The following is a 14,642-nucleotide window of genomic DNA, read 5'->3' as shown; positions in this document are numbered from 1 at the left end:
CTGCGCACCAGCTCCTGGTCGTCGGCCAGCACCACGCGGATCACGAGGACACCACCGCGGCCGAGGCGTAGGGGAGACGCGCGCGGACGCGGAACCCGCCGCCGGGCAGCGGGCCTGCCTCGGCCGTTCCGCCGCAGGCGAGGGCGCGTTCGCGGATGCCGATCAGGCCGTCCCCGCCGCGCCGCCAGCCCGCGGGATTTGCTGTGCTGCCCCTGCCGTCGTCGGTCACGGCGATCTCCAGTTCGTTGCCGGTCCAGGTCAGCCGTACCTCCACCGCGGAGGCGCCGGCGTGCTTGACCGTATTCGTGAGGGCTTCCTGGACGATGCGGTACGCGGCCAGTTCCGCGTCGGCGGGCAGGTCGCGCCGGTCCCCTTCGACGGTGAGCCGGGCGCGGACCTGCGTGCGGTCCACGTGCCCGATCAGCTGGGGGAGCGTGTCCACGGTCGGCTGGGGCGCGCGGGCGCCGGTGCCCTGGTCGTCCTTGAGGACGCCCAGCATGCGGCGCAGCTGCGCCATCGCGTCGCGTCCGGCCTCCGCGATCGCGTCGAAGGAGCGTTCCGCCCGGTCGGGGTCCGTCCGGACCACCACGGGCCCGGCCTCCGCCTGGACGATCATGATGCTGACCGCGTGTGCGAGGACGTCGTGCATGTCGCGGGCGATGCGGGCGCGTTCCTCGGCTGCCGCCCGCGCGGCCTCGGCCTCGCGTTCGCGTTCCAGCTGGGCGGATCGTTCCAGCAGTGCGTTCGACCGCTCCCGCGCGGCGCGGGCGAGCAGGCCCATGAGGAACGCCATGACGGGCAGGAGCAGCGTGAACATGAACTGGCCCGCGTCGTTGTCCTTGACCATCAGCGCCCCGAACGGCGTGGTGGCGGTGAGCACGCCGATGAACCCCCAGCGCTGCCAGCGGTGCTTTCCGCGGTCCGCGAGGGTGTAGATGGCCGCCAGCGCGCCGTACTGCAGTGTCTGCCCGGGGCGGTCGTGCAGGGAGACGGCCGTGGCGAAGAACGCCACGGCCAGCGCCACCGCGAACGGCGCGCGGCGGCGCCAGAACAGCGGCACGACGGTGCCGAGGTTCACCGCGAAGCCGAGCGGCGTCACGTCGGGCGCGGTCGCGAACGGGACGAACACCGCGACGGCCACGGCCGCCACGACGATCGCGTCCACGAGCCGGCCGTTGCCGGTGCGCAGACGCGCGCTGATGCTGTGGAACCCATCTGACATCCGGTCAGTATGTGGGGGTCGCGGGTCGCGGGTCCTCAGTCGTGCGAGGGATTCGGCGAGATGGCCCGGCAGGCATCGGCCCCTCTCGCGTCCACGGCCGAGGCCTTCAGTAGCTTCGCTGGTCATGTGGCACAAGGGCGGACCTACCAGGACCGACGCGCCGTCGGCAGTCGAGCGGGCCGCGGCGGAGAGCGGCTTTGTCCTCGACGCGGCCCAGCGGGTCGCGGCCGAGCGGCTGGGGGTGCTGGCCGCGGAGCTGGGCCCGCGGGGGCGACGGCGGCGGGATTCGGTGCGTGGGGTGTATCTGTGGGGGCCGCCCGGGCGGGGGAAGAGCTGGATCACCGACACCTGGTACCGCGCGCTGCCGCCCGGGACGGCGTATCGCGTGCACTTCCACGACTTCTTCCGTCGCCTGCAGGACGCGGTCTTCGCGCACCGCGACGAGGCCGGCGCGATCGACACCGCGATGTCCGAACTGGTCGGGCGGGCGGCAGTGGTGTGCTTCGACGAGTTCCACGTGCACGACCCCGGCGACGCCATGCTGGTGACCCGACTGCTACGGGAGCTGTTCGAACGCCGCACCACGCTCGTCGCGACGTCCAACTACCCGCCGGACGGCCTGCTGCCGAACCCGCTCCACCACCATGTGTTCGAACCCGCGATCCGGCTCGTCGAGGACCGCCTCGACGTCGTCGAGGTCGCGGGCCCGCGCGACTACCGGACGTTGCGCCAAGGACCGCCCCCGCGCTCCGGGTTCCGTGCCGGAGCGCTGATCACCGCGGCCGCCGCGGGGTGGCCTGGCGCGTACGGCCTCACCGCCCCACGCCCCGGATCCGCCGCCCCGCTGCTCGTCAACCGGCGCACCCTGACCGCACGTGCCATCCAGGACGGCACCTTGTGGATCGACTACCCGCAGTTGTGCGAGACCACGACGTCGACCGCCGACTACGTCGTCCTCGCCGAACGCTTCGACACGTGGGTCGTGGACGCCGTTCCCGCCTGGCAGGACTGCAGCGCCGACGGCCGCCAACGCCTCGGCTCGGTCGTCGACATCGCGTACGACCGGGACATACGCCTGTTCCTCGCCGGGCCCGACAACCCCGGCCGGCCTCCGGCCGGCGCCGCCGTGCCACCGGACCACTTCCGGACGGCGAGCCGCCTTGCCCAACTTCAGGCGACCGGCTGACGCCCCGCGTGCCGCGGCCGGTCGTCGGAACCGCCGCTACCGGTTGCCGTCGCCGACGTCCGCACCCCATCGCGCACGCAGGCCCGCCAGCGCGTCGTGGAATTCCGGGAACGTCTTGCGCACGCACCCCGGGTTGTCCAACTCCAGCCCCGGTGCGCGGATCGCGGTCACGCTGAAGCTCATGGCGATGCGGTGGTCGTCGCGGCAGGCGATCACCGCCGGACGCGGCGCGGCCGGGGCGATCTCGATCCAGTCGCGGCCTTCGGCCACCGGGACGCCGAGCCGCCGCAGGTTCTCGGCGCAGGCGTCCAGCCGGTCGCATTCCTTGACCCGGGTGTTGTGGACGTCCGTGATGCGTACCGGCCCGTCCGCGAACGGCGCGATCGCGGCCAGTGTGGGCATCGTGTCGGAGATGTCGCGCATGTTGACGTCGATGCCGCGCAGCCGGCCGGTGCCCGCCACCGTCACCACGTCCCGGCCGATCTCGACGTCGGCGCCCATCGCGCGCAGCACCTCGGCGAACTTGATGTCGCCTTGCAGCGATTCGGTGCCGAGGCCGGGCACGGTCACGCGCTGCCCGGTCAACGCGGCCGCGGCGAAGAAGTAGCTGCTCGTCGACGCATCCGGCTCGACGGCGTGCTCCCGCGCCCGATAGCCCGTCGGCTCGACGTCGAACCGCATGCCGTCGCGCCGCACGACCGCCCCGAACTCGCGCATGAGCGCCAGCGTCATCTCCACATAGGGCTCGGACACCAGGTCGGTGATCTCGATCCGCAGGCCGCGGCGCGTCAGCGGGCCGACCATGAGCAACGCGGTCAGGAACTGGGACGACAGGCCCGCGTCCATGCCGACCGTGCCGCCCTCAAGGCCGTCCGAGGCCACCTCGATCGGCAGATGCCCTTCCGCCCCCAGGTACCGCACGCGTGCGCCCAGGGCCCGCAATGCCTCCACCACCGGGCCGACCGGGCGTCGGCGCATCTGCGCGGAGGCATCGAACCGGTACGTCCCGCGCCCCGCGGCGGCCAACGCCGGAAGGAACCGCGCGGTGGTCCCGGAGTCGCGGCAGTAGACGTCGGCCTCGCCCGCGGGCGGCCCGGACGCACTCCCGTCGACCGACCACTCGTCCGCCGACCGGCGGACCCCGAAACCCAGCGCACCGAGCCTGTCGGCGAACGCCTCGGTGTCATCGGAGACCAGCGGATACCCGAGTGTGGAACGGCCGTCCGCACATGCGCTCAGGAACAGCGCACGCGCCGTGGTGGACTTCGACCCGGGAACGCGGACTACGGCCACAGTGCTCCATTACGGCGAAGGCGTCAGCATCCGACAGCGCGCGGAGCTCGCCGGACGCTCTGGTTCGCCGCCGATCCTGTCAGGGCCGGCGGGGGCCGGACACGCGATTATCGTCGGGCCGTGTCACCGGCTTTTGCGTCCAGGGGAGTTCGGGTTCAGCCCCGGCCGCGGCCTCAGCCCAGCGACAACCAGCGAATGCCCGCGCGTTCCACCTCGGCGGACTCCGCTCCGGTCAACGGCTCGCGGCCGGTGGCCTTGCGGAGGAACGTCACCCGATCCCAGCCCAATACGTCCACCTCCGCCAACCCCCCTTGTCCCAGGAGCAATCGGGCGAGGAGATCACCGGCGGACGCGGACAACCACGGCTCCCGCCCGACGGCCGCGGCAAGGTCCAGCCCATGCACGGCGACCTCGACGACCCGCGTGACCAGGAAGTCGGTCAGCAGCATCGGATCACCGTGGCGCGTACGCACCACCCGATCGTCCGGCTCCGCCGCGCACAGCCGCGCCGCGAGCCGCCACACCTCGTCGAACTCGCTTGCGAGGTCGCCTCCTTCGGTTACCTGCGCCGCACGCTCACGGGCCAGTCCGATACGCCGGTCGTTGCTCTCCGGCGAAAACCGTCCGTCGCCCCGGTAGTAGTCCACAGCCGAGACGGTCGCCCGCGCCGGCGCCTCACCCGCCACCATGCCCGGTAACCAGCCGACGACGACCGTCACATGCCCCAGCAACTCCCGCACGGTCCACGGCACACACACCGTCGGCCGCGACCACGCCTCGTCCCCGAGCCCGCGCACTCCCGCCGAAAGCCGCTCGGCCTCCGCAGTGAACGCCCCCACAACCTCATGACGCCGCATACGCGGAACGGTAGTCAGACCGGTGGCCGCGAGTCGTACCGGACACCCGGAACTCTCCGACGCCCTGGCGCGCATGACTGCCGACGAACGGTGGCGCGTCGACGACGAATCAGCACGGGGCACCTGCCTGTGCGCCATCGCCGCCGACGCCCGAGCCGGTTGGCGCTCGTCCATGGACGCGAACGGCCGCGATCTGCTCGACCACGACGAACGCGACGTGCGGACCCAACGGCAGGTGTTCCGCAAAGCGAGCCGGGCTGCTGAGCGTGGCCTTGGCCGAGACCGGCTCTCATGCGGCCCCCTCCGCGACCGGGCGCAGATCATCAGGGTTCCAGACCTGCTTGGCGATCTCCCGGTAAAGGCCTCCGCGTTCGAGGATGTCCGCAGCCTTGAACTCCTCGTGGGCGTGGAACTGCAGACCCGAACTCTTGAGGAGGGCCAGGAAGCCCGGGTTCTTTTCATAGGACTGGGGATCGAGGCTGGCCGCGAGCAGGTTCTGGCTGTAGTACCTCGGGCGCTTCTGGGCGTACGTCTCGTCCTGGTAGCTCGCGTTGAACTGCTTCGGCAGGAGCAGCAGGCCGCCCACGCGGTTGCGGTGCCGAGCGAATTCGGCCTCGTGGGTGAATTCCTCCGCGTGCCGCTCGTAGTGATCAGCCCAGATGTGCTCGACCTCGTACTTCACCTTCGCGCCATTGGTCAGCTCGATGTAGTTCGAGGCCTGGCCGGACTGCACGGTGATGTGGTCGGTGAGCCGAGCGAGGATCTTGTGGAGCTGGCTGCGGTTCTGCTGGTGGACGTGGAGGCCGTCGAAGTCGAACGACTCGTCCATGTTGTCCAGGTATTTGCGCAGGAATGCGGCGAGGTCGCCCTCGTCAAGACCCCTGATGCCGCGCATCACCGTGAACATCGCGTACTGCATCGTCGAGTACGCGGTCGCGCGGAAGTTCCAGATGCGCCGAGCAAGCAGGATGTCGGTGAACCGGCCGACCAGCTCCAGCTTCTTGTCGATCGCGGCCGCGCTGTCGTCCACCCGCAGCGGCGCCAGCAGCAGCTGGTTCTGGAGGGTGAAGCCGAGGTCGGCATTGAAACGGATGAAGCGCAACGGGCTGTCCGGTTGAAAGGGGCCGGTGGACGCGTCGAGGATGCGCAGATACTGGCGGCTGTAGAAGTCGAGGTCGCGGACGACGAACCGGCGGTAGTCCTCGGGCGTCTTGAGGCCGACGCTGTCACGCGCCCCGCGCAGCCACCGGTGGAACTCGGTGCCGATCCGGTCCCAGTCTTCCGGCCCAGCGCCCTTCCGGCGTTCCCGGATCTTGGCGGAGTACTGGCTCCTCAACCAGGTCTTGAGGAAGTCCGAGCCGGCGTCCTCCGCCCGCTCGTCGAGGTTGCGAAGGCTCGTCCTCCACCTGTCGTTCGCCTGCGTTCTGGGTTCGCCGACCGCCATGTTGGCGAGCAGGTATCCCTTGAGCATGTCGGCCGGGGTGAGCTTCAGGCCGCGGTCGTTCATCGTTTCGAAGATGGCGTAGGCGTCGTCGTCGTTGTAAGCGGTGATCTGGACGAGCTGGACGCGGTCCTTCAGCCAGTCGATGAAGAACGGAAGCGCGTCTCCTTTCAACTCCTCGGGGAACAGTCCCTCAAGTTCGGCGTACCGGTCGACCAGCGCGTGCACCGACTCCGTTGCTTCCACGGGCGGTTCGTACTCACCGGTCTCGAACAAGGCCTCCATGCAGGCGTTGCGATCGGCGACGTCGAGGTTGAACGACTTCTCACCGAACTTCTCGGAGTAGATGAGTTCGTCGATGTTGACGACGTCCTCGCGTCCCTCCTGAAGGCGCCGCAGGAAGGTCAGGAACAGCGTGAGGCTGGTGAGCCGTTGCTGCCCGTCGACGACGAAGGGCTGGCTCCCCTTCTGCGATATGACGATCGATCCGAGGTAGTAGCCGGGGTACTTCGCGACGTCCTTGCGGGCATGATCGGATTCGTGGAGGGCGAGGAACTTCGCCGTGAGGTCGGCGACCAGCTCGGCGATCTGCTTGGACTCCCACTTGTACTCGCGCTGGTAGTAGTCGATCGAGTACTTCTTCTTCTCCAGGACTTCGGCAACCGTCTTGGCAACACCGTCGATCGTGCGATCGAGCTCAGTCATCGCGATCCCTCTCCGTTGCGCTCATCGAGCGGCCAACCGGCGGAACAGCTCAGCCCAAGGCCCCCGGCTCGCGCGAGATCACCACGAGGTCCTGCCGGTCTGTCCGAGTGACGGCGGACGGCCCCGCACGGTTCGAGCCACCGGGTCGTGAAGGTCGAGGAGACGGCCGCCGCCACGAGTCTCCCCTGCGGGCCCCGTGTCATCAGGCAGTTGGACGTTTTCTCCCTGTTTCCCGAGGAGTTCGACGACTGCCGTGCCGGCGGAAGAATCGGTTCGGAAGCGCGGCAGGGCCTGCCACGCCTGTTGGCAGTACGAAGCGGCAACGGGCCACCGGAGGACTCTCTGGGGCCCGCCGCCAGTCGAGTCCCGGCCGCCCAGCGTCTTGACCAGCGGGTGGGGACGGAGAGCCGCTGTCCCAACGAGAAACGGCCCGACCTGCGTTTCCGCAGGTCAGGCCGCATCTGGCGGAGGATACGAGATTCGAACTCGTGAGGGGTTGCCCCCAACACGCTTTCCAATTGATCGTCCGCCGGTTCGGCGGCCTTCGCCGACGTCCTGACCTGCGGTAGAGCAGCTACGCCCCACCCCTCCAGACCCCCGCGTACACCGGTGAACGAGACCAGAACTGAGACCAGGATTGAGACCACGGCCGCATGGGCGGAGCGCCTATGCGTTGGGCTTCACTGCTCGCACAGGCCCGGACGCCACTGCCGTACTTCGTCATCGAAGCGTCCGGCCGCGACGTCCTTCAAGGCTGCCGCGTACCCGACCTCGATTGCCTGCTCGACCAGCTTGCGGATCTCGTCAGGGGCATAGAGCAGGGCATGCCCAGCCCCCGAGCAGAGGCTGGCCATGGCTTCGTGCGCGGCCTTGGCGTACTCAGCTTCGACGGTGCCGGTGTGCATGATCGATATGGCGTCGGCCGTGGCGGTGATCTCTTCAGGCAGTGATGAGGGCATGCCCCAGTATTGGCTGACTTGCGCCCACAGCGAGGTCGATTCATCGACTGTGAACGGCCCACAGCGTTTGGCGGCCGTGTCCGGGCGCAAACGCCCGAGCCTCCCCGCCTCTGCGCTGTGGCCGTCAGCGCCTCACAGCCCTGCCGGGTGGCATCTGCCGGCCTTGCGGCCAGAGCCGCAGGGGCACGCGGCGTTCTTCGGGACGGAACGTCCAGGTCCCTGCGGCTTGGTCTTGGGCGTTGAACGGCCCGTGGTCTGCTGCCGGCCGCGCTCACGCCAGCGAGATAGGGCTGGTGGAAGGGCTTCGCCCTGTTCGAGTAGCCATTCGGCGGCTGCTCGACCAGATTTATCGCGGAAGGTCTGTGCCGCGTCTCGGAGCCCATCGTCAGTGAGAAACCACGCTGCGATGGTTGCGTACGACGACTCCTGGAAACCCTTCATTCCTCGCAGGCGGAAGGCGTTACGGGCATAGCCTGCGCCTGCCATGACGGCAGCACCGACGATCGTGTCTCCGGGGTTATCCTCGCCTGCCGGGGCGCTGATGGCGTTGAAGCGATCTACCAGTGTCCTCTCGCCGCGCGAGACGTCGACGGGTCTCTCTGCAGTGAGAAGCTCCTGGTATCGATCATGGAGCTCGTCGCGGTCAGAGTATGTGACCTGGTCTACAGCTGACTTGTGGACGAAGTGCACGACGTACATGTCCTCCTGAAGCCCAGAAGGCCTGATCTCAACGGCCTCCGTGCTTGCGTAGCCAGCGGCGAGCACGTTCGCTGGTCGGCGCTGGCCACGGCGGCCGTCGTCACCCAGGCGCGCGCCGGGAGACGAGAGGAACGGGCAGGTTTGCGCGGCGTAGACCCCGCATATCTCGTGCACTGGAGCCTCACCGCTCCAGAAGGTCTGGGCACTGGTTCCTTCGGGCACGTGCAGCAGGAACTGCCACCGCGCCTCGTCGCGGAACGGCAAACCGCAGACGGCGCACCAGTCAAAGGTTGCGAGGACCAGCTTCCGCCGTTCGTCGATCGAGCCGAAGTCAACGCCGTCATCGTCCCGGTGGACCGTAGCGATCACCGGATACCCGCGAGGGTCGCGATTGAGGTGCCCCAGCCGCTGAGGGATGGTGATGTCGCCCGGTTTCACACTTGCCCCCTGGTGATCTTCTGCGGACCTGTAGCGAGCATATGGGTGGCTTGCGGCAGGAGTGAGGGAGACCAAGGAACGGTTCCGATGCGAGTCATGCTTCGCTCCGCGGACCGTCGGGTCAGTGCGTGCGACAGGCGAGTGCGGTGATCGCCCCTCCAACCGAAGCCGCCTGGAAGTAGCCCTGGCTGCCCGCATTGTGCGGGCCGGGGGACTCCAGCCAGCTGTGTGGCGGCCGCACGTCTCAGGCTTGGGCCGCGAATTGCGGTCCGAGCCCTGGGCGATCACCTTCGGATCTTCGAACTGCTCTGCCCTCACATCGATGCATCTCCGGCCGTCGTGTGCGCGGTGCGGCTCCGGCGCTGTCGGCGGGTGGGAAGCGTCGGCACCAACTATTGCGGGGACACCCTTCACGGGTACCCCGGCGGCACCCGACAAGTTTTGGCATCATGGACCGCATTCGCGGTGGGCCGCAGATGGGGAGGTAGGGGCGTGGACGCGCAGAGCACCCGCTTCTTGCCTACCGCCGGATGGACTACATACCGCGGTGTTGGACTTCCGCCAACGGCCCTCGACCGCGACTTCGATGCCCACCACGACGGACGACACCACTGGGACGTGGTCCGGCGTGTTCTCGCACTTGCCCCGTACGAACCTCGGTCAGGTAGGCCTCCTAGCGCCGACGACTTACGGGCGCGAGCCAGGCAGATTGCCTGGGAGGTGTTGGACGGCGCCCGCGACTCCTTGATGGCCGATGGCTGGTCCGTCGCCGTCAAGTCGGCTGCGCGGTTCGACGCCAGGGCGGTTCAGGAAGCTGTTGGGCAGCTAGATGCCTCCCTCTCGGCAATGGCCGACGCCGCAGGCTCGATCGGCGACGCGTACGTGTTCGGCGAACACGGCGTCATGGTCGTGGAGTGCAAGCGTGCCGACTGGGTGGACCAGCCGCTGCGCCATCCTCAGCTGCGGGGGAAAACCGAAGCATTGGTCGCGGCCATGCTCGCGGCCCGGGTGCGCGCCGACGTCAGAGAGCGTCTCGCCCGCATGCCGATGTCGGAACGGCGGATCGTCCGCGCGTTCCTAGGTACTTTCCTCCCTCGCTGGGTTTCTCGCGGTACAGATGCCGTGCTGCGGGTACGGTGTCAGGCCTGCCCGCCGCTGTTGTTTCGTACGGGGCCACTCACCGGTGCCGCGACCCGACACGCTCCGCCTGCAGCCGGCATGGCGCGGACCGTGATGGCGATGACCGGCGCATCCGTGTCCGCATACGAACTAGCGGCGTAGAAACCGGCTTTCCTGCTTCCGCGACCGGTCCGCGGTGTGGAGCCGTCATGTCCATCTCGAGTCTGGCCTTGCTTCCGCCCTGGGCGTTCGTCCCCGTGGTGTGTATTTGGGCAGCGGTTGTCATCGCAAAGAAGCTCATCGATGCCAAGAAGGCCGTTGTCCTTGGACGCGTTGCCCTCGAACGGGCTCGGGCCGATGACATCCCCGATGTCACGCATGAGCTGATGGCGGGCAGCCAGGCGCCTTCTGTTCCTCGGGATCGGCGACGTCGCGGCCGCTGACCTGGAGTCACGTTATGGGCCTGCCCCCGCGTCCTCAGGACCGGGTTCGGGACAGACCCGGTCCACGCTGGGTGCAGTCGGCTGCGGGGACGAGAGTGACCGCCAATTCCACCCGTGCTTCATGACGTACGGCTGTGGTGGTTGCCGAACGACTGCGAGCACGTCGGCGGAAGGGCAACGCGAGTCGGCGACAGTTCGGGAACCCAGACCAAGGCTGAGACCAAGCCGACGTCGGCCCTGACCGCAGCAGCGGTCGGGGCCGACGTTTCGCCTGTTTAGGCTGGCGGAGGATGCGAGATTCGAACTCGTGAGGGGTTGCCGCCGACACGCTTTCCAATGGACCGCACCTGCGTTCGCCGGGCCTCGCCAACGTTCTGACCTGCAGCCGAGCGTACGAGGGGCTGCCCGGTGAACGTCTCCGTACGTCCGCGAATGCAACCAGAACTGCAACCAGGATCCGTGCGGGATGGTTGCAGTTCCGCGGGCGGAACGTGTCGACGGCACTCACGTCACCAGCCCTTCGTGACGGCGGCGGCGAGGCTGAAGGGTGGCGACAGCTTGCCGGAGCAGCCCTGCCCGTGTCGGTGCCAACTCCTACCCTGCACAGGCACCGGCAGCATCATCGGTGTACGGAGGTTGGGGCGGAATGGCCAGGCCACCGGGCAACCTGCTCATGTGCGGGCCTTGCGGCAACAGGCGGAGCGGCCCGCCAGTGCGACCACTGGCGCGCTGCTCGCATGCGCGCAGTCGAAGCGCGCGACCGAGCACTGGCCTAAGAACTGGCCGGACTCGCTCAGCTGGACTGAGCACGGCTGCCCCTGGCCTCCGGCTCGATGGCTCGGCGGCAGCCATGTCCCTATCCCCGTCGATTCGTGGCTGCGTTGCCTGCACCAACGTGGTCTATGCGCGACCGGGCACTCGGCCAGTCAGCGAGCCTGATGCAGATGCCCCCTCCGCGTCAGCCGATGAAGCCATGATGAAAGTTGCTTGAGAAAAACTAAAGTGATACAACTGGCGGGCACCGCCGCAATGAAGCGTCGAGCCCGGAGGACCGGTGACCGTGGACATCCCTCTCTCGCCTTGGAGCGAGGACATCTTTAGGAACAGGGCTGAGATCGTCCGATCCCGACTTGGGCTGGCGCTTCAGGAGATGCAAGCCAACGCCGAGGCAGCCCAGAGAGATGCAGACACCCCCAGCACGGACACGTACGGCAGCTCGCGCTGGACGAACTCGTACTTCCGGCTGGAAGAACACGTAGGTTCCCTGGACGGCGCGCGGTTGATCAAGCCGAAGAACTTCCGGTTTCGCCTCGTCCTGGTGGAACGCGGGTTGCTGCTGCCGTTCCGCTATGCGAAGCGGCATGCCGACGTTCGGGCAGCCCGGATCCCGAACGTGACCGAGGTGATTCGCGAGCTTTTCCGTCTCGCGCCTGAGCCGTCCAAGCCGATTGCGGTCCAAGACGACCTGTTCGGTTCCGAGCTCGCGCAGCCGGCGCGGATGGCGGCGACGGATGTCGACCCGTGGGCAGGAATCGTGCCGCCCGATACCCGGCTCGTCCTGGTTCCTTACGCCTGTAACGCTGACGGGCTGCTGGATCCCTACTGGGGTGTCGCTGCCCTCCGTGACGGCGACGGCGGGCTGGAATGGGTTCACCAGCCCGAGCCCCTGCCCATGCCGGCGGCGCCGGTCACCAGGCGCATGCTCGCCAGTGTCGAGGACCCCAGTGAGCACCGCCGGTTCAGTGAGGGCGACCAGCCCTCGATCACCTTGTCCGCCCGGTCGAAGGAAGAGCGTGTCCTCGACGTTCCGCCGCCGACTGAGCCCGAGCCGAACGAGCCCCAGACTGATGAAGACGACAGGCACTGATCAGCAACTGCTGTTGGGGATGGAGGACGGGGACATCACTCCGCGGCTTGTCAGCGAGGTGTTCGACCCGTCTCGGCTCACTCAAGCCCGACGCTTGTCGGAGTTGACGAAGAAGGAACTCGCCGAGCGTGTCGGAGTCACCCCGGCTGCGGTGGGACAGTATGAGACGGGCGTGGCGCGCCCGCGGCCGGAGCTGATCTCGAGGCTTTCCCAAGTGCTGGACGCCCCGATCGCGTTTTTTATGGCCGGGCGGCCTAGCAGTCGTCTCGACGCGTCGATGACCTACTTCCGGAGCCTGCGGAGTACACCGAAAGCCATGCGCGAGAAGGCGGCGGCTTTCGCTGAACAGGTTTGGGAGTTGACGAACGCGCTGGAGAGGCGAGTTCGGCTGCCGTACGTTGATGTCCCTGGGTTTGCCGGTGGCGAAGTCCACCCTGGGTTGGTGGTTCCCGACGAACCAGTGGCTGCAGCACGTGAGTTGAGGAAACTCTGGGGCCTCGGTGATGGACCGGTTACCCACCTGACTCGACGCATGGAGTCGCATGGGATCGTCGTAGTGCTTCCCCCGCGCGCTGACTCCGCTGCGGCGACTGTTGACGCGTTCTCCTCGCGGTTGACACGGCCACTGGTGGTCCTCACACACAATCGTGCCGATGATGTGTATCGGCATCGATTTACGGCCGCACACGAACTCGGGCACCTGCTGCTGCACAGCGAGGCCACTGGTGATAGCCGGCAAGAGCGTGAAGCCGACGCATTCGCTGCGGAGTTCCTCACCCCGAAATCCAGCATTCTCCCCGCGTTGCCGAGTCGCATGGATCTCGCCCGTCTGGCCGAGCTTCGCGAGATCTGGGGCGTCTCTGTTCATTCACTCGTCTACCGATGCCGGGAAGTCGGACTGTTCTCGGACGCGACTGCAAGTCGCGCGTACCAGAAGCTGAGAGTGCTGGCGGAGCAACCCGGATTCGCACCTGAGCCGGTCAGCGGATTCCCGGGCGAACAGCCCGTTCTGCTTTCTCAAGCGTTTGAACTGGCTGCCACGGAGACTGGCCTGACTGTCGAGAGTCTGGCCCGCGAACTGTGCTGGAAGCCCGAGCGAGTCCGCGAGCTCCTGGGCGTGCCGGATCAGCGGCCGGTATTGCATTTGGTCCGATAGGAACGTTCTATGCAGCGCAGGGGGTGCTATGCGCATTGCCGCAGTGATGCAGTTCTACTTCGACGCCGTGCTTCCGCGTGATCCGAGTTGGGCGTCTTGGGGCGGGGTCAGTCTCCAGGCTGACGGGTTTAGCGCGGACGTTCGCCCGTGGGACCCAGCCTCGCAAGCCCTCTTCCCAAACGAGATTGACCGCAGCCTGGCCGGTGCGGCGCTGTCCATTGCGCCATTCGGGGTGGCTGGGGGCGCGATCAGCCGGCGGATCGCTGACACGGTGGTCGACCGAATCCAGGTAATCCTTCGGTGGGAGCACGAGAGCGCTGTCGGCGACACGCTGCACTTCGACTTCGAACGGACACAGGACCGGGGCGTTGACGCAGCCAACGTCCTGGTCGAGCATCTCCGAAGTGCTGGCCGAGTTGCATGGATGCCCCGGCTGAAACGGGCCTGGCGGCCCGAGGACGGCCGCTTCTACCTGCTATCGCCATGGACGGTGTCCGTCTTCGACGCCGACACGGGCTCGGGCCTGCCGGTCTTCGCCGGAGTTAACGGCCACCTGTCGACAGGTGCGGTCCGCAGCCCCGGAACCGGGGCGATCCCCGTCGACGGTCTGGAGGCCTCCCTCAAACGTGGGGCGGAACCTGCGCTGCACGACGTCTTGCTCGTCGACGCTGAGACTGCCGTCCAGTCCCTCTCCTTGCGCGAGGCGATTCTCTCCATGGCTTCGGCTTGTGAGACTGCAGCGCATACCTATGTTGCGGCGATGACTGGGGCAGCAGCCAAGACGTATGAGAAGAACCTGGAGAAATCTGGTGGCAGCTTTGCCGTGAAATATTATGAGCGTGCAACCGCTGACCTTTCGTCTCGGTCTTTCCGGCACGAGGATCCGTCGGCATTCGCGATGATCGAAGAGATGTACCGGGAGCGAAACCGGCTCATGCACGGCGGTCGGGTAACCGGTCGTCTGGCTGATCTCGATTCCCGCGAGCGTCAACGGACGGTCTACGGGTTCCTGGGGGCAGCTGGTCGCGCCGTGGACTGGATCACCGCCCTATGACGCCAGATGGGAGCCAACGACGAGTCTCGTCCTCCGGTGAGTCGCGGCGCCACCTTGGTTGCCACGCGCCCGTGGCGAACTGACGGTCGCGCGGCTTGAGCTTGCCCATGGGCTTGATTCGCTTTGACGGACACCCTGGCTGAGGGGCTGCGGCCCTTTCGGGAGGATGTCCATCATGGAGAGCATGGGGAAGAAGAAGCCTC

At 67.7% G+C, this 14,642-nt stretch carries 12 protein-coding genes; 6 read left to right on the top strand and 6 right to left on the bottom strand.

Going from position 1 to position 14,642, the window contains the following annotated elements; genetic code table 11:
• Positions 1-40: 40 nt before the first annotated feature.
• Positions 41-1,222, bottom strand: coding sequence for a sensor histidine kinase (locus tag ACPA54_RS37930; protein ID WP_423536956.1), 1,182 nt, complete (start codon positions 1,220-1,222; stop codon positions 41-43).
• A 124-nt stretch (positions 1,223-1,346) separates the two neighbouring features.
• Here ACPA54_RS37930 and zapE point away from each other — a divergent pair, with 124 nt between their 5' ends.
• Entirely contained in the window at positions 1,347-2,408 is a 1,062-nt protein-coding gene (gene zapE, locus ACPA54_RS37925) for a cell division protein ZapE (RefSeq protein WP_423536954.1), read from the top strand.
• A 36-nt stretch (positions 2,409-2,444) separates the two neighbouring features.
• On the opposite strand, the gene aroA is transcribed toward zapE, so the two are convergent.
• From aroA to ACPA54_RS37900, 5 genes are all read right to left on the bottom strand, one after another.
• Positions 2,445-3,701, bottom strand: a complete 1,257-nt coding sequence (gene aroA / locus ACPA54_RS37920) for a 3-phosphoshikimate 1-carboxyvinyltransferase (RefSeq protein ID WP_423536952.1) — start codon at positions 3,699-3,701, stop codon at positions 2,445-2,447.
• A 173-nt stretch (positions 3,702-3,874) separates the two neighbouring features.
• Positions 3,875-4,558 (bottom strand): maleylpyruvate isomerase family mycothiol-dependent enzyme, encoded by a 684-nt coding sequence (locus tag ACPA54_RS37915; RefSeq protein WP_423536950.1) that lies wholly within the window; start codon positions 4,556-4,558, stop codon positions 3,875-3,877.
• A 289-nt stretch (positions 4,559-4,847) separates the two neighbouring features.
• Positions 4,848-6,704 (bottom strand): DUF262 domain-containing protein, encoded by a 1,857-nt coding sequence (locus ACPA54_RS37910; protein ID WP_423536949.1) that lies wholly within the window; start codon positions 6,702-6,704, stop codon positions 4,848-4,850.
• Between the two features lie 680 nt (positions 6,705-7,384).
• Complete coding sequence (locus ACPA54_RS37905) at positions 7,385-7,753, bottom strand: hypothetical protein (RefSeq protein WP_423536947.1); 369 nt, start codon at positions 7,751-7,753, stop codon at positions 7,385-7,387.
• A 42-nt stretch (positions 7,754-7,795) separates the two neighbouring features.
• Complete coding sequence (locus ACPA54_RS37900) at positions 7,796-8,800, bottom strand: SEC-C metal-binding domain-containing protein (protein ID WP_423536945.1); 1,005 nt, start codon at positions 8,798-8,800, stop codon at positions 7,796-7,798.
• A 720-nt stretch (positions 8,801-9,520) separates the two neighbouring features.
• Here ACPA54_RS37900 and ACPA54_RS37895 point away from each other — a divergent pair.
• The 5 genes from ACPA54_RS37895 to ACPA54_RS37875 all read left to right on the top strand — a co-directional run bounded on the left by ACPA54_RS37895 (position 9,521) and on the right by ACPA54_RS37875 (position 14,439).
• Positions 9,521-10,081, top strand: a complete 561-nt coding sequence (locus ACPA54_RS37895) for a hypothetical protein (protein ID WP_423536943.1) — start codon at positions 9,521-9,523, stop codon at positions 10,079-10,081.
• A 47-nt stretch (positions 10,082-10,128) separates the two neighbouring features.
• Complete coding sequence (locus ACPA54_RS37890) at positions 10,129-10,362, top strand: hypothetical protein (protein ID WP_423536941.1); 234 nt, start codon at positions 10,129-10,131, stop codon at positions 10,360-10,362.
• 1,054 nt (positions 10,363-11,416) lie between these two features.
• Positions 11,417-12,229, top strand: a complete 813-nt coding sequence (locus ACPA54_RS37885; protein WP_423536940.1) for a hypothetical protein — start codon at positions 11,417-11,419, stop codon at positions 12,227-12,229.
• Entirely contained in the window at positions 12,210-13,385 is a 1,176-nt protein-coding gene (locus tag ACPA54_RS37880) for a helix-turn-helix domain-containing protein (protein WP_423536938.1), read from the top strand. The genes ACPA54_RS37885 and ACPA54_RS37880 overlap by 20 nt, the downstream gene beginning before the upstream one ends.
• A gap of 28 nt (positions 13,386-13,413) precedes the next feature.
• Positions 13,414-14,439 carry a hypothetical protein gene (locus ACPA54_RS37875; protein WP_423536936.1) on the top strand — a complete coding sequence of 342 codons (1,026 nt, stop codon included), beginning with the start codon at positions 13,414-13,416 and terminating at the stop codon, positions 14,437-14,439.
• Positions 14,440-14,642 lie beyond the last annotated feature (203 nt).

The organism is Uniformispora flossi, from assembly GCF_049534875.1.
Classification (GTDB): domain Bacteria; phylum Actinomycetota; class Actinomycetes; order Streptomycetales; family Streptomycetaceae; genus Yinghuangia; species Yinghuangia aomiensis.
The sequence above is the reverse complement of the archived record's forward strand: the minus strand, read 5'-3'. Positions and strand labels throughout refer to the sequence as shown.

Excerpts from the sequence above, each read along its gene's own strand:
- ACPA54_RS37930 (WP_423536956.1), bottom strand. The coding sequence starts at position 1,222 with ATGTCAGATGGGTTCCACAGCATCAGCGCGCGTCTGCGCACCGGCAAC.
- zapE (WP_423536954.1), top strand. The coding sequence starts at position 1,347 with ATGTGGCACAAGGGCGGACCTACCAGGACCGACGCGCCGTCGGCAGTC.
- ACPA54_RS37915 (WP_423536950.1), bottom strand. The coding sequence starts at position 4,558 with ATGCGGCGTCATGAGGTTGTGGGGGCGTTCACTGCGGAGGCCGAGCGG.
- ACPA54_RS37910 (WP_423536949.1), bottom strand. The coding sequence starts at position 6,704 with ATGACTGAGCTCGATCGCACGATCGACGGTGTTGCCAAGACGGTTGCC.
- ACPA54_RS37890 (WP_423536941.1), top strand. The coding sequence starts at position 10,129 with ATGTCCATCTCGAGTCTGGCCTTGCTTCCGCCCTGGGCGTTCGTCCCC.
- ACPA54_RS37880 (WP_423536938.1), top strand. The coding sequence starts at position 12,210 with ATGAAGACGACAGGCACTGATCAGCAACTGCTGTTGGGGATGGAGGAC.
- ACPA54_RS37875 (WP_423536936.1), top strand. The coding sequence starts at position 13,414 with ATGCGCATTGCCGCAGTGATGCAGTTCTACTTCGACGCCGTGCTTCCG.